This is a genomic window from Rhodoferax sp., assembly GCF_028715765.1.
Classification (GTDB): domain Bacteria; phylum Pseudomonadota; class Gammaproteobacteria; order Burkholderiales; family Burkholderiaceae_C; genus Rhodoferax.
Map to the genome: position 1 here is coordinate 1 of NZ_JAQURE010000012.1, position 15,781 is coordinate 15,781.

The 15,781-nt window shown below is 58.2% G+C and carries 19 protein-coding genes and 2 pseudogenes; 12 read left to right on the plus strand and 9 right to left on the minus strand.

Annotated features, from left to right (window positions below):
* The 3 genes from PHT20_RS06160 to PHT20_RS06170 form a co-directional block, all read left to right on the plus strand.
* A partial coding sequence (locus PHT20_RS06160) for a M20/M25/M40 family metallo-hydrolase (RefSeq protein ID WP_301019851.1) occupies window positions 1-452 on the plus strand: 452 nt, incomplete at its 5' end.
* Between the two features lie 55 nt (window positions 453-507).
* Window positions 508-1,743 carry a M20/M25/M40 family metallo-hydrolase gene (locus PHT20_RS06165; RefSeq protein WP_301019852.1) on the plus strand — a complete coding sequence of 412 codons (1,236 nt, stop codon included), beginning with the start codon at window positions 508-510 and terminating at the stop codon, window positions 1,741-1,743.
* Window positions 1,744-1,861: 118 nt separating this feature from the next.
* The gene (locus tag PHT20_RS06170) at window positions 1,862-3,349 is read left to right on the plus strand and encodes a nucleobase:cation symporter-2 family protein (protein WP_301019853.1); all 1,488 of its coding nucleotides are present in this window, start codon (window positions 1,862-1,864) and stop codon (window positions 3,347-3,349) included.
* Between the two features lie 69 nt (window positions 3,350-3,418).
* Here PHT20_RS06170 and PHT20_RS06175 read toward each other — a convergent pair whose 3' ends face one another.
* The 3 genes from PHT20_RS06175 to PHT20_RS06185 form a co-directional block, all read right to left on the minus strand.
* Window positions 3,419-4,186, minus strand: coding sequence for an ABC transporter permease (locus tag PHT20_RS06175; RefSeq protein ID WP_301019854.1), 768 nt, complete (start codon window positions 4,184-4,186; stop codon window positions 3,419-3,421).
* A 26-nt stretch (window positions 4,187-4,212) separates the two neighbouring features.
* Window positions 4,213-5,040, minus strand: coding sequence for an ABC transporter ATP-binding protein (locus tag PHT20_RS06180; RefSeq protein WP_300088385.1), 828 nt, complete (start codon window positions 5,038-5,040; stop codon window positions 4,213-4,215).
* A gap of 75 nt (window positions 5,041-5,115) precedes the next feature.
* The gene (locus tag PHT20_RS06185) at window positions 5,116-6,144 is read right to left on the minus strand and encodes an ABC transporter substrate-binding protein (protein WP_301019855.1); all 1,029 of its coding nucleotides are present in this window, start codon (window positions 6,142-6,144) and stop codon (window positions 5,116-5,118) included.
* Between the two features lie 358 nt (window positions 6,145-6,502).
* On the opposite strand from PHT20_RS06185, the gene ureA reads away from it, so the two are divergent.
* The 4 genes from ureA (at window position 6,503) to PHT20_RS06205 (ending at window position 9,200) form a co-directional block, all read left to right on the plus strand.
* Window positions 6,503-6,805, plus strand: a complete 303-nt coding sequence (gene ureA, locus PHT20_RS06190; RefSeq protein WP_300088381.1) for an urease subunit gamma — start codon at window positions 6,503-6,505, stop codon at window positions 6,803-6,805.
* A 24-nt stretch (window positions 6,806-6,829) separates the two neighbouring features.
* Window positions 6,830-7,015 (plus strand): hypothetical protein, encoded by a 186-nt coding sequence (locus PHT20_RS06195; RefSeq protein ID WP_300088380.1) that lies wholly within the window; start codon window positions 6,830-6,832, stop codon window positions 7,013-7,015.
* 8 nt (window positions 7,016-7,023) lie between these two features.
* A complete protein-coding gene (locus tag PHT20_RS06200; protein WP_300085918.1) occupies window positions 7,024-7,329 on the plus strand; it encodes an urease subunit beta in 306 nt (101 codons plus the stop codon).
* Between the two features lie 71 nt (window positions 7,330-7,400).
* On the plus strand, window positions 7,401-9,200 hold the full coding sequence (locus PHT20_RS06205; protein WP_300085921.1) for an urease subunit alpha: 1,800 nt from the start codon (window positions 7,401-7,403) through the stop codon (window positions 9,198-9,200).
* Between the two features lie 46 nt (window positions 9,201-9,246).
* Here PHT20_RS06205 and PHT20_RS06210 read toward each other — a convergent pair whose 3' ends face one another.
* A complete protein-coding gene (locus PHT20_RS06210) occupies window positions 9,247-9,432 on the minus strand; it encodes a hypothetical protein (protein ID WP_301019856.1) in 186 nt (61 codons plus the stop codon).
* On the opposite strand from PHT20_RS06210, the pseudogene PHT20_RS06215 reads away from it, so the two are divergent.
* Window positions 9,431-10,054 (plus strand): annotated as a pseudogene (locus PHT20_RS06215) (tyrosine-type recombinase/integrase). The gene PHT20_RS06210 and the pseudogene PHT20_RS06215 sit on opposite strands and share 2 nt — an antisense overlap.
* Before the next feature lie 13 nt (window positions 10,055-10,067).
* Here the strand turns inward: PHT20_RS06215 and PHT20_RS06220 are convergent.
* The 3 genes from PHT20_RS06220 to PHT20_RS06230 form a co-directional block, all read right to left on the minus strand.
* Entirely contained in the window at window positions 10,068-10,388 is a 321-nt protein-coding gene (locus tag PHT20_RS06220) for a transcriptional regulator (RefSeq protein WP_300085924.1), read from the minus strand.
* A 295-nt stretch (window positions 10,389-10,683) separates the two neighbouring features.
* Complete coding sequence (locus PHT20_RS06225; protein WP_300085927.1) at window positions 10,684-11,838, minus strand: ATP-binding protein; 1,155 nt, start codon at window positions 11,836-11,838, stop codon at window positions 10,684-10,686.
* 55 nt (window positions 11,839-11,893) lie between these two features.
* Complete coding sequence (locus PHT20_RS06230; RefSeq protein ID WP_300085929.1) at window positions 11,894-12,805, minus strand: LysR family transcriptional regulator; 912 nt, start codon at window positions 12,803-12,805, stop codon at window positions 11,894-11,896.
* Window positions 12,806-12,896: 91 nt separating this feature from the next.
* On the opposite strand from PHT20_RS06230, the gene PHT20_RS06235 reads away from it, so the two are divergent.
* From PHT20_RS06235 to PHT20_RS06250, 4 genes and pseudogenes are all read left to right on the plus strand, one after another.
* Window positions 12,897-13,787 carry a DMT family transporter gene (locus PHT20_RS06235; RefSeq protein ID WP_300085931.1) on the plus strand — a complete coding sequence of 297 codons (891 nt, stop codon included), beginning with the start codon at window positions 12,897-12,899 and terminating at the stop codon, window positions 13,785-13,787.
* 31 nt (window positions 13,788-13,818) lie between these two features.
* Window positions 13,819-14,190 carry a nuclear transport factor 2 family protein gene (locus tag PHT20_RS06240; protein WP_300085934.1) on the plus strand — a complete coding sequence of 124 codons (372 nt, stop codon included), beginning with the start codon at window positions 13,819-13,821 and terminating at the stop codon, window positions 14,188-14,190.
* 18 nt (window positions 14,191-14,208) lie between these two features.
* On the plus strand, window positions 14,209-14,817 hold the full coding sequence (locus PHT20_RS06245; protein WP_301019857.1) for a hypothetical protein: 609 nt from the start codon (window positions 14,209-14,211) through the stop codon (window positions 14,815-14,817).
* A 131-nt stretch (window positions 14,818-14,948) separates the two neighbouring features.
* Window positions 14,949-15,050, plus strand: a pseudogene (locus PHT20_RS06250) (NIPSNAP family protein); the annotation flags it as partial.
* Between the two features lie 206 nt (window positions 15,051-15,256).
* On the opposite strand, the gene PHT20_RS06255 reads toward PHT20_RS06250, so the two are convergent.
* Window positions 15,257-15,556 carry a BrnA antitoxin family protein gene (locus tag PHT20_RS06255; RefSeq protein WP_300085939.1) on the minus strand — a complete coding sequence of 100 codons (300 nt, stop codon included), beginning with the start codon at window positions 15,554-15,556 and terminating at the stop codon, window positions 15,257-15,259.
* Between the two features lie 10 nt (window positions 15,557-15,566).
* Window positions 15,567-15,779 carry a BrnT family toxin gene (locus PHT20_RS06260; RefSeq protein WP_301019858.1) on the minus strand — a complete coding sequence of 71 codons (213 nt, stop codon included), beginning with the start codon at window positions 15,777-15,779 and terminating at the stop codon, window positions 15,567-15,569.
* Window positions 15,780-15,781 lie beyond the last annotated feature (2 nt).

Sequence of the window (15,781 nt, forward strand, 5' to 3'; positions counted from 1 at the left end):
TCAACGTGCCCCAAGGCAGTGTCAATGTGGTGCCGGGGCGCTGCACGTTCAGCCTGGATTTGCGTGCACCAAATGACCTGCAGCGCAATGATTTAGAGCGTGACGTGCTATCTCATTTAAAGCAAATTTGTCAACGCCGTGGCTTGCAGTTTGAGCTGACGCAGAGCATGCGTGCCAGCGCCGCACCCAGTGCCCCAGTGTGGCAGCAGGCCTGGGAAGCCGCTGTGGCCAGCCTGGGCCTGCCGGTGCACCGGCTGCCCAGCGGCGCGGGCCACGATGCCATGAAGCTGCACGAGCTGATGCCCCAGGCCATGTTGTTTGTGCGCGGCCAAAACGCAGGCATCAGCCACAACCCCTTGGAGGCCACCACCAGCGACGACATGCAGCTGGCGGTGGACGCTTTCAGCCACTTGCTGGCGCAATTCAGTCAGTCGGGTGATGCACGCGGCTAGCCCGCCCCACCCATCTCACGCCTATCCCCTTTAGCCTTTAGCCCTTCATCCCACCATGACCACTTACACCCAACTCGATGCCTGGATTGATGCCCACTTTGTCGAACAAGTGCGCTTTCTGCAAGCCCTCATCCAAGTCCCCACCGACACGCCACCGGGCAACAACGCCCCCCACGCCGAGCGCACCTTCGAGCTGCTGGCCGCTATGGGCATTGCCGCCGAAAAACACGCCGTGCCCAGCGCTGAAGTGCAAGCCGCTGGCCTGCAAAGCATCACCAACCTGGTGGTGCGCCGTGCTTACGGGCCCGGTGGCAAAACTATTGCGCTCAACGCCCATGGCGACGTGGTTCCCCCCGGTGAGGGCTGGACGCACGACCCCTATGGCGGCGAAGTGGTGGATGGCCAAATTTATGGCCGCGCCAGCGCGGTGAGCAAATGCGACTTTTCCACCTTCACCTTCGCCATGCGTGCCCTGGAGGCGGTGCGCAAACCCACCCAGGGCGCGCTTGAGCTGCTGTTCACCTACGACGAAGAGTTTGGCGGTTCGGTCGGCCCCGGCTGGCTGCTCAACCATAAGTTGACCCAGCCAGACCTGATGATTGCGGCCGGGTTCAGCTACCAGGTGGTCACTGCGCACAACGGCTGCTTGCAGTTGGAGGTCACCGTGCACGGCACCATGGCGCACGCCGCCATCCCTGAGTCAGGTGTCGATGCACTGCAAGCAGCTGTCAAAATTCTCAACGCTTTGTATGCACAAAACACCTTGTACCAGGCCATCACCTCCCAGGTAGAAGGCATCAGCCACCCGTATCTGAACGTGGGGCTGATCGAAGGCGGTACCAACACCAACGTGATTCCCGGCAAAGTGCGCTTCAAGCTAGACCGGCGCATGATTCCTGAAGAAAACGCCGCTGAAGTGGAGGCCACGCTGCGTGAGCTGATTGCCCAAACCGCCGCCGCCTTGCCAGGCATCCGTGTGGAAGTGCGTCGCATTTTGCTGGCAGAGTCCATGAAGCCCCTGCCCGGCAACCAGCCCCTGGTGGCGGCCATTCAGAAGCATGGTGGCGAAGTTTTTGGCGAGCCCATTCCAGCCCAAGGCACACCGCTGTACACCGATGTGCGGCTGTTTGGCGAGCGCGGCATTCCCGGTGTGATTTACGGCGCCGGCCCTCGCTCTGTGCTGGAGTCCAACGCCAAACGCGCCGATGAGCACCTGGCGCTGGCCGACCTGCGCCGCGCCACCAAGGTGATCGCCCGCACGCTGGCGGACCTGCTGGGTGCTGCAAACTGAACACGGGCTAGTCAACCTTGGCTTAAAACCCAATGGGCTAGGGTAATTCTGTATACAGTTTCTTCAAAAAATTGTATACAGTTTAGGCTTCTCGAAAAAACCTTTTGGAGCCTTTTTCATGTCCACTTCGATTCATCCGGTTGACGAACACCTGCCCACGGGCAAAGTCGCCGCCCTGGGGCTGCAACATGTGCTGGTGATGTATGCCGGTGCCATTGCCGTGCCGCTCATTGTGGGGCGGGCGTTGAAGCTGAGCCCCGAAGACGTGGCTTACCTGATTTCTGCCGACCTGTTTTGCTGCGGCCTGGTCACCCTGATTCAGTCGCTGGGTGCCACCCAATGGTTTGGCATCAAACTGCCGGTGATGATGGGCGTGACCTTTGCCTCGGTGGCGCCCATGGTGGCCATGGCCAATGCCAACCCCGGCCCGATGGGCGCACAGCTGATTTTTGGTGCCATCATTGGCGCGGGGCTCATCTCCATCTTGATCGCGCCGCTGGTCAGCCGCATGTTGCGGTTTTTTCCGCCAGTGGTCACCGGCACCATCATCACGGTGATTGGCATCAGCCTGATGCGCATTGGCATCAACTGGATTTTTGGCAACCCCTTTGGCCCTACCGCCCCCAGCGTGGTCAACCCTGAGCATGCCAAGTGGCTGGCCGACGTGAGCCAGGCTGCAGGCGCGCCCGGCTCGGTGTTGCCCGCCGTGCCGAAAGATTTGGCACTGGTGCCCAAGGTGCCCAACCCCAAATACGCTGACTTGTCTGGTGTGGGTATTTCGGCGTTGGTGCTGGTGTCGATCATGATGATTGCGCGCTTTGGCAAGGGCTTTATTGCCAACATTTCGGTGCTGCTGGGCATCATCATCGGCGGCGTGGTCGCCACGGCCATGGGGTTGATGAATTTTGACAAGGTCGGAAAAGCGGCCTGGTTTGACGTGGTGCTGCCGTTCCACTTTGGCACGCCGGTGTTTGACCCGGTGCTGATTTTGACCATGACCCTGGTGATGATTGTGGTGATGATCGAATCCACCGGCATGTTTCTGGCGCTGGGTGAAATGACCGAGCGCAAAGTGGACCAACCCGCCCTGGCGCGCGGTCTGCGCACCGACGGTTTGGGCACGCTCATCGGTGGGCTGTTCAACACCTTCCCCTACACCAGCTTCTCGCAAAACGTGGGGCTGGTGGCAGTTACCGGGGTCAAGAGCCGCTTTGTCTGTGTGGCCGGTGGTTTGATTCTGATTGTGCTGGGCTTGTTGCCCAAAATGGCGGCGTTGGTCGAGTCGCTGCCCACGGTGGTGCTGGGTGGCGCCGGTCTGGTGATGTTTGGCATGGTGGCAGCCACTGGCATTCGGATTCTGGGTGGGGTTGATTTCAAGGTGAACCGCTTCAACGCCATGATTGTGGCGATCTCGATTGGCGTGGGCATGGTGCCGCTGATTGCGCCCAACTTCAAGCAATGGATGCCGCACGGCATTCACCCGCTGATTGAGTCGGGCATCTTGCTGGCCAGCTTGTGCGCCGTCGCCCTGAACCTGTTTTTCAACGGTGCCAACCATGACACTGCGGCAGCCGTTCGTGCAGCCGCCCAGGCCGACACGCATTAAGGCTTGAGCCAAAGACGACGTTGCGCACTGCATATGTTGCAATGCTACGGCGCCTGGCCTGGCCCCGGTTCAATGATCTTGCGAGCCCCGGTGCGCCCAACCGGTGGTGTGTTTCTCAATGGCGGAAAACAACTCATACATCACCATGGCCATGGCGCCCACCACCACCAGCCCAGCAAATGCCAAACCCATTTGCATGCTGGAGCCAGCCGAAATCAGCAGGTAGCCAATGCCCTCATTGGCGGCGGTCATTTCGCTCACCGTGGTGCCGACAAACGCCAGGGTGATGGCCACTTTGAGTGAGCCATAAAAGTAGGGCATGGAGCGCGGCAGCCCCACCTTCATCAGCACATCCCAGCGCTTGGCGCCCAGCACGCGCAACACATCTTCCAGCTCGGGCTCCAGCGTGGCCAGTCCGGTGGCAATGTTGACCATGATGGGAAAAAAACTGATCAAAAACGCAGTCAATATGGCGGGGCCCACGCCAATGCCAAACCACACCACCAAAATCGGCACAAAGGCGGCTTTGGGCAAGGCGTTAAAGGCCGTCATCAGCGGGTACACGGCGGCATAGGCCAGGCGCGAACTGCCAATCACAAATCCCAGCAACACGCCCACCACAATGGCCAAGCCAAAACCCACCATCGTCACCCAGAATGTGCGCCAAGCGTGCCCGGCAATGGTGTCGCGAAACTCCCAAAACTGCGTCCAGATGCGCCATGGGCTGGGAAAGACGAACTCAGACACATCAAACCCAGAGCACAGCACTTGCCACAACACCAGCACTGCCAGCAGCAGCAGCCAGGGCGACCAAATTTCCATTTGTTTCTTGTTCATCAGAAAAACCTTGTGGGTGAATGCAGTTATTGAGGCACCGCTGCACCCGCTTGGCGCATGGCACCAATGTGGCCGCGCAAGTCGTGCACGATGTCGCTGAATGCCGAGGTGTAGGTCACTTCCAGCTCACGCGGGCGGGGCAGGTCAATCTCGCGCTTGACCACAAATCGACCCGGGCTCTTGCTCATCACATACACCGTGTCGGCCAGAAACACGCTCTCGCGCAGGTCGTGTGTGACCAGAATCACGTTGAACTGCTGCTCGGTCCACAGGTCACGCAAGATGCACCAAAGTTCTTCACGGGTGAACGCATCCAGCGCACCAAAGGGCTCATCCAGCAGCAGCATCTTGGGTTCGTGAATCAGCGCGCGGCAGATGCTGGCGCGCTGCTGCATGCCGCCCGAGAGTTGCCAGGGGAATTTGTCTTCATAGCCAGCCAGACCCACTTTTTGCAGCAAAGCTCTGGCGCGTGCTTCGTATGCCTTGCGTTGAACCTTGAAATTGCTGCGGTAGGGTTCCACAATTTCCAGCGGCAGCAGCACGTTGTCGACCGTGGTGCGCCAGGGCAGCAAGGACGAGGCCTGAAACGCCATGCCACTGATCTTCAGCGGCCCGGTGACGGGTTGCTGGTTGATGTGGATGCGCCCCATCGAGGGCATCTTCAGGCCAGTGGCCAACTTCATGAAAGTGGACTTGCCGCAGCCTGAAGGCCCGACGATGGCGATGAACTCACCTTGTCGCACCTTCAGGTCGATGGCCTCTACAGCGAACTGGTTTTGTGCCAGCAACGCGTCGTTGTAGGCCAGCCAAACGTCCGAGAAGTCGACAAACCACGGGGTTGGGGCGTGTTGCATTTTTATATAAGAAATTGGCCTCTAGAGCTTACAGAATAAGCGCTAGTAGCTATTAAAAACAGATCAATTTGCGGCTCACTTTTTGGGCAAGATATCCAGTGCGGCCTTAGCCGGCAAAAAGCTGTCGTTCCAGACCGCTTCCGGGTTGACCCGGGTTTTGGTGTTGAACGCGTCCGACACTTGGCTGGCCATCAGCGACAGGCGAGAGCCGTTAACCTGACCAAACCCCTCAGCGCGGGCGCTGGGGCTGTTGATGGCGGTGTCAATGGCGAGTTGCAGGCGGCGCGTTTCGAGTGCCACATTGACGATGCCGTCACGCGCCTTCACGTCGGCAATGGCTGCCGCCGGATTCGCCATGACCTCTTTGGCGCCCTTGGCAAAAGCCGTCAAAAAGGCTTTGATGGCCGCCGGATGTTCCTTGACCATTTTGGGTGAAGCAATGATCACATTGCCGTACAGCTTGACCCCATAGGCAGGGTAGGGCAGCACCACCACGTCGTCCGCCTTCACGCCACGCGCTTCCAGGTTCAGCAGCGAGGTGAAGGTGAAGCCGGTGATGGCATCCACGTCGCCACGCACCAGCATGGTTTCGCGCAGCGGCGGGTCCATGGCCGTCCAGGCCACGTTGGTGATGGCGTTGGCTTTGGCAAAAATGGGGAACGCCTTGCGGCCTGCGTCGAACACCGGGGCACCGAGTTTTTTGCCGCTCAGGTCGGCTGGGGTTTTGATGCCGGATTTTTTCAGAGTCATGACCGAGGCGGGGGTGTTGTTGTAGACCACCATCACCGCCACGGGTTTGTTTGGCGCGTCGGGGTTGTTGGCATGGAACTCCATCAGCGCGGCCAGGTCGGCAAACCCCATGTCGTAGGCGCCCGAGGCCACCCGCGTGACGGTGCCACCTGAGCCGTTGCCCGCGTCTACGCTCACGTCCAGCTTGGCTTCTTTGAAATAGCCCTTGGCGGCAGGGGTCAGAAACAGCGCGGCTGGCCCCTCAAAGCGCCAGTCGAGCTGGAATTTGATTGGTGTGACTTGCGCGTGAGCCAAAACACCCGCAGAGATGCCAACCAGAAACACTGCAGATTGAAGAAAGGTACGCTTGAACATGGGTGCCTTTTGAATGGGTTGAAAACCATCGCTTCAAAGCAACAAGAGTGCCAGCTGGTTTTGACTGATGATCATCAGCCCACCCCAAAGGCCTAGGCTTGCCCAGCCGCACGCGCCACATGCATGGTGGTGGCCTCTTGGGCGCTGCACCATTGAAATGCAGACCCAGGTCTTGCGACTCAAATGGTTCATCAAATTGGTGCATTTCCGTTAGGGTCGCCGGATATGGCGTGCTGCAGCCCCGCAGCAAATGATCGGGCATGGCTTTTGCGTTGCCATCACAATGCAAGCAAATTCTCGTGCTCGGCGCGCAAGTGCGGCCACACGACCCAATGGCCCAAACATTGAGTGAAACGAAATGGAACTGACGCCTCGTGAAAAAGACAAGCTGCTGATCTTTACCGCTGGCCTGCTGGCTGAGCGGCGCAAAGCCCGTGGTTTGAAATTGAATTACCCCGAAGCTGTGGCCCTGATCAGCGCTGCCGTGATGGAAGGCGCGCGAGACGGTCAAACCGTGGCCGAACTGATGAGCTACGGCCGCACCCTGCTGACCCGCGCGGATGTCATGGACGGCATTGCCGAGATGATCCCCGACATCCAGGTCGAGGCCACCTTCCCAGACGGCACCAAACTGGTTACGGTGCACCAGCCGATTGTTTAGGAAACCCCCTTTGAGGAGCGCGCCATGAAATCTGTGATGAACTTAAAAAACATAGCTGCTTGCGCTTTATTTATAAGCGCTAGCACTTCTTTTGCCCATGAAAATCATGGGTTGGCAGGCAGCCATTGGCACGCCACAGACACTTGGGGCTTTGTGGCGCTAGGTGCTTTGGTGGTGCTGGGGTTTTGGTTTTCCGGGCATGACAAATGAGCCAAGCCATGATTCCAGGCGAACTTTTTACCGATGGCCCTGAGCACACGCTCAACCCCGGCAGGCGCACCCTCACCCTGGTGGTGGTTAACGCGTCTGATCGCCCCATCCAGGTCGGCTCGCATTACCACTTTGCCGAAACCAATGGCGCATTGGGCTTTGATCGCGCAGCCGCGCACGGCATGCGGTTGAACATTCCGTCTGGTTCGGCGGTGCGCTTTGAGCCGGGGCAGCAGCGCACCGTGGAGCTGGTGGACTACGCTGGTGACCGTGTGGTTTACGGCTTTCGCGGCCTGGTCATGGGATCGCTTTGAATTTACAGTGTTTTGTGCCTCTAGAGCTTATGGAATAAGTGCTGGAAGCTATTATTTTTGAAAGTACTGAGATGACCACGATTGGACGACGCGCCTATGCCGAACTGTTTGGCCCCACGGTGGGCGACCGGGTACGCCTGGCCGACACCAACCTGATCGTCGAGGTCGAAGCCGACCTGACGCTGGGCGCGGGTGGCTATGGCGAAGAAGTGAAATTTGGCGGTGGCAAGACCATCCGCGACGGCATGGCGCAAAGCCAGCGCGCCAGAGCCGAAGGTGCGGTCGATACGGTCATGACCAACGCGCTCATCATCGACCACTGGGGCATCATCAAAGCCGACATTGGCCTCAAAAACAGCCGCATCGTTGCCATTGGCAAAGCTGGCAACCCCGACACCCAGCCCGGCGTGGACATCATCATTGGCCCGGGCACCGAGATCATCAGTTGTGAAGGCTCCATCGTCACCGCGGGCGGCTTTGACAGCCACATCCACTTCATCTGCCCGCAGCTCATTGAAGAAGCCTTGAGCAGCGGCATCACCACCATGACTGGCGGCGGCACCGGCCCTGCCACCGGCACCTTTGCCACCACCTGCACGCCCGGCCCGTGGCACATTGAACGCATGCTGCAGGCGGCTGACGGCTTTGCCATGAACTTGGGCTTCATGGGCAAGGGCAACGCCAGCCTGCCCGCCGCCCTGCACGAGCAAATCAACGCCGGCGCCTTGGGCCTGAAGCTGCACGAAGACTGGGGCACCACACCTGCGGCCATCGACAACTGCCTGAACGTGGCCGAACTCACCGACACCCAGGTGGCGATCCACACCGACACCTTGAATGAGTCGGGCTTTGTGGAGAACACGCTGGCGGCTTTCAAGGGTCGCAGCATCCACACCTTTCACACCGAAGGCGCAGGCGGCGGCCACGCCCCAGACATCATGAAACTGGTGGGCGAACCCAATGTGCTGCCCTCAAGCACCAACCCGACGCGCCCGTACACCGTCAACACGCTGGACGAACATGTGGACATGCTGATGGTCTGCCACCACCTGGACGCGGGCATTGCCGAAGACCTGGCGTTTGCTGAGAGCCGCATCCGCAAGGAAACCATTGCAGCCGAAGACATCCTGCACGACCTGGGCGCCATCAGCATCATGAGCAGCGACAGCCAAGCCATGGGCCGGGTGGGTGAAGTCATCATCCGCACCTGGCAAACCGCGCACAAGATGAAAGCGCAGCGCGGCTGGCTGGCGCCGCCCTCTGTCTCTCTCCCTCCCCCCCTGGGGGAGGGCAGGGGTGGGGGCATGCCTGCCAACAACAGCGCCGCAGCGGTAGAGCAAAACCCGCGCAACGACAACTACCGCGTCAAACGCTACCTGGCCAAATACACCATCAACCCTGCTTTAACCCACGGCATGGCGCATGAAGTGGGCAGCCTTGAGGTCGGCAAATGGGCTGACTTAGTGGTCTGGAAACCCGCTTTCTTTGGTGTGAAACCAGCGTTGATTCTGAAAGGCGGCATGATTGCCATGGCCGCCATGGGTGACCCCAATGCCAGCATTCCCACCCCGCAGCCGGTGCATTACCGACCCATGTTTGGCAGTTTTGGCGGCGCACTGGCGCGGGGTTCCATCACCTTCATCTCACAAGCGGGGGAAAACGCTGGCATCAAGGCGCGTTATGGCCTGAGCAAAAACGTGAGCGCCGTGCGCAACATTCGTGGCATTCAAAAGCGCCACATGATCCACAACGCCTATCTGCCCAAGATGGAAATCGACGCCCAGACTTACAGCGTGCGCGCTGATGGCGAACTGCTGACGTGTGAACCCGCAGTGAGCTTGCCGATGGCGCAGCGGTACTTTTTGTTTTAGAGAAATTGGCCTCTAGAGCACGTATGCATTGCGTTAGCAGCTATATTTAAAACAGCAAAAACCAGCGCTCGGCGCAAATTTGAAGGTTGGTGTTGGGGCTGGATGAATGACTGTTTAAGACCCCTTGCAGAACTTGGCCAAGGTCGGCTTTACTGCCGGAGAAATCCTGTGCTTGCACTTTCCTGCCGTCGGCCCTCAGTTGGACTCCCTCAATCAACCAGGAGTCCATCATGGAAAACTCATCTGAGCACGTTCAGCACGCACCTTGGAACAAGGGTGTGATCGTCAGTCAAAAATCGCCGTTCAAATTGAAAGAGATCTGGGCTATCCGTGTCCGTCTTCAACTTCAACATCGGGTTCGTGAGCTCGCCATGTTCGACTTGGGACTCGACAGCAAACTACGGGCTTGCGATTTGGTCAAGATGCGGGTGCGCGACATATGCCATGGCGAACATATTGCACCGCGTGCCACCGTGATGCAGCAAAAAACCTCGCGGCCAGTTCAGTTCGAGATAACGTAGCCCACCCGAGATGCTGTCAGCGAGTGGATCAAGGAGGCCAAACTTGGGCAGGACGACTACTTGTTCCCCAGCCGCATTCATGAGTCACCCCATATCGGAACCCGCCAATACGCCCGTATTGTGGATTCGTGGGTGACAGAGATTGGGTTGAATCCGTCGGAATATGGAACCCATTCGATGCGCAGAACCAAGGCATCCTTGATCTACCGGCGCACAAAAAACTTGCGTGCCGTGCAACTGCTACTTGGACACACCAAATTGGAGAGCACCGTGCGCTACCTGGACATCGAGGTCGATGACGCTTTGGAAATGGCCGAGCAGACCGAGATTTGATTGGCCAATCGCTTCAGGCTGCTACCGAGTGCGCAGACAGGTTGACCTGCAGCCGCTCGCGCACTGCCCGAAAAATGGCTGCCAGGTTGTCCATGCTGGGGTTGCCCGTGGGCGACAACATACGGTGCAAACTTTTGCTCGGCTTGGCGGTCAGCGTTGCGAGTTGCTCGAAACCGATGGTGGCGTTCACCAAGTCACGCAAAATCAGTCGGGCTGTTTCCGGCTCACCATTGAGAAATAGTGTCGCAGCCTCGTCAAGCAGCGCCTGCGCAAATGACGCGTCACTCTGCACACGCTGGATGACAGTTTCTTTAAAATTTCTGGTTAATGCCATTCTATTACCCCTTGTGCTTGCTGCCTGATTTGGCCGTTATCGCCTTATTGTGGTCTACCGTGTCAAAGGAAAGCGCATTGAGGTTATCCGACTGCTACACAGTTCGCAGCAGTGGCCAGTCTAGGCGCGCTGTCGCCATCTGAGATAGGTGTCTGATCTGTTTCCAGATTCATGAAATTGGCTCATCCGGAACCGGGTATTGGTGGCATTCGAATAAGCCGGTCGCCATGCCGTTTGTTGATGTCGCTTGAAGAAATTGCTTGCGCGTCCCCGAATTTGATAGCTGTTCGCGCTGTCAGCCAGCCGCCTCTTGCCAGCAGCGGACGTTGATTCCCTCGCGTTGGTAGCTGGTCGGTGCGGCGCAGACCAGGCGCGGCTGGCGCGCGGCATCACCCGCAACGGCCAGCCATTTGCGCAAGCCTTTGAACAAATCGTTGGTAACGGTGGCGCAAGATTTGATCTCGATCGGCAACAAGCCCTCGGGTTCTTCCAGCAGCAAATCCACTTCCAAGCCCACGTTGTCACGCCAGAAAAATAGGTTAGAGGCAAACCCGGCGTTGAACCGTGCCTTGAGAAATTCAGACACGATCAGAGTTTCAAACAGCGCGCCGCGCAACGGGTGAATGGCTAACTGCGTGGTGGTTTGAATGCCCATCAGTGAGGCGGCCAGCGCGCTATCCAGAAAATACAGTTTGGGCATTTTGACGACGCGCTTGCCCAGATTGCGGTGGTGTGGTCGTAGCAAAAACACGATGTAGCTGGCCTCCAGCACCGACAACCAGGCACGCGCCGTGGTTTGGGCAATGCCTGCATCCTGTGCCAGATTGCTCAGGTTGAGCAGTTGACCGGTACGCCCGGCACACAAGCGCAAAAAACGCTGAAAGGCGGACAGGTCCTGCACTTGGCTGATTTGGCGCACATCGCGCTCCAGGTACGACATGGTGTAGTCTGCCAGCCAGCGTGCCGGGTTCAAGGTGCGCGCATACAGCGCCGGGTAGCCGCCACGCAGCAGCATGGCATCTAGCTCAGCAGGCAATTGCCCGCAAGCCGACAGCTCGGCGATCGACAGCGGCAGCAATTGCACCAGGGCCGAACGCCCGGCCAAGCTTTGGGTGATGTTGGCCATCAAGGCAAAATTTTGTGAACCTGTCAGCACGTAGCGACCCATCTGCCCACGGTCATCCACATCGGTCTGAATCCACGAGAAAAGCTGAGGCACATGCTGCACCTCGTCGATGATGGCACCAAGGGGCCAGCGTGCCAGAAAACTGCGCGGGTCGGTGGTGGCAAATTCGCGCTCGTCAGGCGTTTCCAGCGACACATAGGGCTTGTCAGGAAAAGCGGCTCGCGCCAAGGTGGTCTTACCCGACTGGCGTGGCCCGGTGATGGTAATGACGGGGTAGCCTGTGCGCAGTTCATTGAGCAATGTGGTAGCAAAGCGTGGGATCATAAAAACCTTACAAATTAGCTTTAATTTCATGTAATTGTAAGACTATTTGAATCGATCAACTCACCAATCCAGCCACCACATAGTCAATCCACACACGCAATTTCGCCGCCATAAACCGGTTTGACGGGTACAGCAGCCAGACTGTGCCGGCGTAGTGGGTCAGGTGTTCCCAATCTGCCAGCACCGGCACCAACGCCCCACTGGTCAGGCTGGCGCGGGCGGTAAATTCTGGCAAGCTGGCAATACCCAATGATTGCAACGCGCCATCCAGACGCACTTCGCTATGGTTGGCAACGTAGCGGCCTGACACTTTAACGCTAACTTCTTCGCCGTTGCGCCCAAAACGCCAGTGCCGATCCAGTTCGTTCTCACCCAGATAGATGCAACTGTGCTGCGCCAGATCATGCGGATGCTGGGGCACCCCATGTTCGGCCAGGTAGCTCGGGCTGGCACACACCAGATGGCGAATGCGCATCAGCGGTCGCCCGGTTAATCCGGGTGGCGGCTCATCGGTGATGCGAATGGCCAGGTCGATGGCTTCTTCAAACAAATCCACCGTGCGGTCGGTGATGACCAGTTGCACATCTACCTCGGGGTACTGGCGCAAAAAGGCGGGCATCAGCGGGTGCACCACCAACCTGCCAAAGGCTTTGGGCATGCTGATACGCACCAGACCACGCGGCGTAGCGGTATGCGTGTCACTCAGCGCAAGCACCTCGCGCGCCGCAGCCACCATGTCCTGGCAGCGGCTGAAAGCTGCAGTGCCCGCCTCGGTCAGCCGCAGCTTGCGGGTGGTGCGCTCCAGCAGGCGCACGCGCAGCACACCCTCCAGGCGCGCCACCTGGCGGCTGACAGCCGAGGGGGTGATGCCAAGCTGGCGGGCAGCACCCGAGAAACTACCGGCATCCACCACGCAGGCAAAAACCGCCATATCGGGCAGGCATTCGAGTTGGTTATTGATGCTCATGGCGCACAAGTTCTATTCTGTTTTACCGGATTATCACGAGAAAGGGTTAAATTGATAATTTCAACTTCTTTAGAAACCATTACCAAGCCACATGACCACCCTCGTCCTGTCTCAGCCGAAAAGCTTGATGCGCCTGTCCGACCTGGCGCTGCTGCTGGTTGCCGTGGTCTGGGGCACCAGTTATGGCGTGGCCAAAGGCGCGCTGGCCTTTTATCCGGTGCTCGGTTTTTTGGCTGTGCGGTTCATCCTTACCTTTGTGGTGCTCTTGCCCGCGCTGCTGCGCACGGCGGGCCAGCCCAGGCGCGATGCGCTTCGGTCAGGCTTACCGCTGGGCACGCTGATGCTGGGCATTTTTCTTTGTGAAACCTTTGGTGTGGCAAATACCCAGGCCAGTAACGCCGCCTTTTTGATTAGCCTGTGCGTGGTGTTTACTCCCTTTGTTGAGTGGTGGCTGCTGGGCAGCCGCCCGGCACAGGGAATGTTTGTGTTTGCCGGCATCTCTTTGCTTGGCGCTGCCCTGCTCAGCGGTGAGTTGGCCGGTGAGTTTGGTCTTGGCGATGGTTTGATGCTGGCGGCGGCCGTGCTGCGCGCCATCAACGTGTGCCAGACCACCAAGCTAACCCGTCATTGCAACGCGACCACTTTGGCGATAACGGCGGTGCAGGCTGGCGTGATTGGTTTTGGCAGCCTGTTGCTCGCGCTATGCCTACCCGGTGGTTTGCCACCATTGCCGGTGGCGGCTGCCTTTTGGCAGGCCAGTCTGTACCTGGTGCTGGGCTGCACCATCTTTGCCTTCTTTGCGCAAAACTGGGCGCTGAAACACACGTCGCCCAGCCGCGTCGCCTTGCTGACCAGCAGCGAACCCGCCTTCGGTGCACTGTTTGCCGTGCTCTGGCTGGGTGAATCGCTCAGCGTCAGCGGCTGGATAGGTGGTGGGCTGATCGTGCTGGCCGCGATGTGGATAGTGCTTCGGCGGGAATAATTTCACCACTTTCGACCCTTGCGAAAAATCCATGTCAATCAAATCACCACTCGCCGTCGTTCAAGCCCAACTTGATGCCTACAACGGCAAAGATATTGAAGCGCTTTTAAACACGTATGCCTTTGACGCTGAGCAATTCACGCTGCATGGCGAACGCCTGGCGCAAGGTCACGACGAAATGCGCGCGCGCTTTCTGCTCAGATTTGCCGAGCCGGATTTACATGCACGGCTTCTGTCAAGGGTCGTCATGGGCAACATCGTCATCGACTTTGAATTGATAACCCGCAACTTTCCGGAGGGTCGCGGGACCGTTGAAATGCTGTGCGTCTATGAGGTCCTGAATGGGCGTATCCAGCAGGCATCTTTTTCGCTGGGGGAAAAGAAACTGGTTGCCGAACTCTGATTTATTTTGAAGCTGGCCTTGTCAACAAGTAGCGAAATGATAAAAAAACACATCACGGTCGGCCTGATTGGCGACTACAACCCATCCGTACCCGCGCACCAGGCGATCCCGATGGCGCTGCAAGCTGCCGCAGAGACTCTGCACATTGAAGTCGTATTTGAGTGGATTTCCACAGAAGAAATTGCTTCATCTGTACGCGTCTGCGGATTCGATGGCTTGTGGTGCGTGCCAGCAAGCCCTTATCGCAACATGGACGGTGCGCTGCATGCCATTCGTTACGCCCGCGAAAGCGCCACGCCATTCCTAGGTACCTGCGGCGGATTTCAGCACGCCGTCATCGAGTACGCGCGCAACGTAATGGGCTGGGCCGATGCGGATCATGCGGAAACAGCGCTCAATGCAGCCCGCGCTGTCATTTCGCAGCTGGCGTGCGCGTTGGTCGAAACAACAGGTGTGGTTCGGCTGTACTCTGGCACGCGCATTGCAGCGGCCTATGGTGCCACTGAAGTCACAGAGGGATATCGATGCCGATACGGACTCAACCCCGATTTTCAGCCCGAACGTGCTGCTCTCAAGGGTGAATCTGCGCCGCTGGTTGTTTCGTTCATCAAGGCGTGTGCAGCATGACGACGACCCTCGCTATGGGTCAAACTATGCTGCGCAAGTTGTCGTTCCAGATGCAACTCCAGTAAAGTCTGACGTGTCAGAGTTCAGCATTTGCTGATTGAAAATTTACAGCCAAGCCTCTTAAGAATTACATGGTTACTTGCTATCTGCGCTACATCATCGACCCATTCAAGCTCAAGGAATTTGAGCACTACGGAAAAATCTGGATGCCACTCGTTGATAAATTTGGTGGAAACCGCCACTTTAAGCAGTTGCCCATCTGAACCACTTGAAGGACAAAGGGGCCAGGCTCGCATTCAAAGCAGGTGGTGGTGGGCGATGCCGCACTGCGCACCTGATGCCAGCTTCACGCTGATGCGCTATGACCAGTCAGGGATGATTCGGAGCCCGGTCACTTTTATCCTTATCCCAACCCGACGTTCTGGCCACCACCTGCGCCTCAACGTCCTACCGCAACACCCGTTGTCCCAGTCAATGCCTTGTGCTGTTTGAGCCAATCTCGCATGGCATCGTTGACCCGGGTTTGCCAGCCTTTTCCACCCGACTTGAGTGCCGCCAGCACATCGGCATCAAAGCGAATGGTGGTGGGCACTTTTGTTGGGGCTTTTTGCGGCCCACGCGCCCGGCGCAATTGGGCCAGGGTGGCATCCGCGCCACCGCCTTGAGTCGCAACGGCTTGTGCCCAAGAGCCACGCTGACCCGCAACGCCAGCCGGGGCGGCGGCCAAAGCGGCTTGCATTTGTGCCGCGCTAAATAAAGGCTTTGAAGTAGCGTTTGGTTTCATGTTTATCACCGTTACGGCAAGAAATGAGATGTGGCCCAGTCGCACGTTCAACCCACACCAGCAGCACCACGCGACTATTGAGCCAGCCAAGGCTTTGCAAGCGCTGTTCGCCATAGGTATCACGCGTGTCTTCTTTGGTCAGCATGGGCGAATCAAAGATGGCTCTAATGAATTTCAATC

Excerpts from the sequence above, each read along its gene's own strand:
- PHT20_RS06225 (WP_300085927.1), bottom strand. The coding sequence starts at position 11,838 with ATGATCCCACGCTTTGCTACCACATTGCTCAATGAACTGCGCACAGGC.
- PHT20_RS06235 (WP_300085931.1), top strand. The coding sequence starts at position 12,897 with ATGACCACCCTCGTCCTGTCTCAGCCGAAAAGCTTGATGCGCCTGTCC.
- PHT20_RS06210 (WP_301019856.1), bottom strand. The coding sequence starts at position 9,432 with ATGATGGACTCCTGGTTGATTGAGGGAGTCCAACTGAGGGCCGACGGC.
- PHT20_RS06220 (WP_300085924.1), bottom strand. The coding sequence starts at position 10,388 with ATGGCATTAACCAGAAATTTTAAAGAAACTGTCATCCAGCGTGTGCAG.
- PHT20_RS06195 (WP_300088380.1), top strand. The coding sequence starts at position 6,830 with ATGAAATCTGTGATGAACTTAAAAAACATAGCTGCTTGCGCTTTATTT.
- PHT20_RS06240 (WP_300085934.1), top strand. The coding sequence starts at position 13,819 with ATGTCAATCAAATCACCACTCGCCGTCGTTCAAGCCCAACTTGATGCC.
- PHT20_RS06170 (WP_301019853.1), top strand. The coding sequence starts at position 1,862 with ATGTCCACTTCGATTCATCCGGTTGACGAACACCTGCCCACGGGCAAA.
- PHT20_RS06185 (WP_301019855.1), bottom strand. The coding sequence starts at position 6,144 with ATGTTCAAGCGTACCTTTCTTCAATCTGCAGTGTTTCTGGTTGGCATC.
- PHT20_RS06230 (WP_300085929.1), bottom strand. The coding sequence starts at position 12,805 with ATGAGCATCAATAACCAACTCGAATGCCTGCCCGATATGGCGGTTTTT.
- PHT20_RS06205 (WP_300085921.1), top strand. The coding sequence starts at position 7,401 with ATGACCACGATTGGACGACGCGCCTATGCCGAACTGTTTGGCCCCACG.
- PHT20_RS06200 (WP_300085918.1), top strand. The coding sequence starts at position 7,024 with ATGATTCCAGGCGAACTTTTTACCGATGGCCCTGAGCACACGCTCAAC.
- PHT20_RS06165 (WP_301019852.1), top strand. The coding sequence starts at position 508 with ATGACCACTTACACCCAACTCGATGCCTGGATTGATGCCCACTTTGTC.
- PHT20_RS06175 (WP_301019854.1), bottom strand. The coding sequence starts at position 4,186 with ATGAACAAGAAACAAATGGAAATTTGGTCGCCCTGGCTGCTGCTGCTG.
- PHT20_RS06255 (WP_300085939.1), bottom strand. The coding sequence starts at position 15,556 with ATGCAAGCCGCTTTGGCCGCCGCCCCGGCTGGCGTTGCGGGTCAGCGT.
- ureA (WP_300088381.1), top strand. The coding sequence starts at position 6,503 with ATGGAACTGACGCCTCGTGAAAAAGACAAGCTGCTGATCTTTACCGCT.
- PHT20_RS06180 (WP_300088385.1), bottom strand. The coding sequence starts at position 5,040 with ATGCAACACGCCCCAACCCCGTGGTTTGTCGACTTCTCGGACGTTTGG.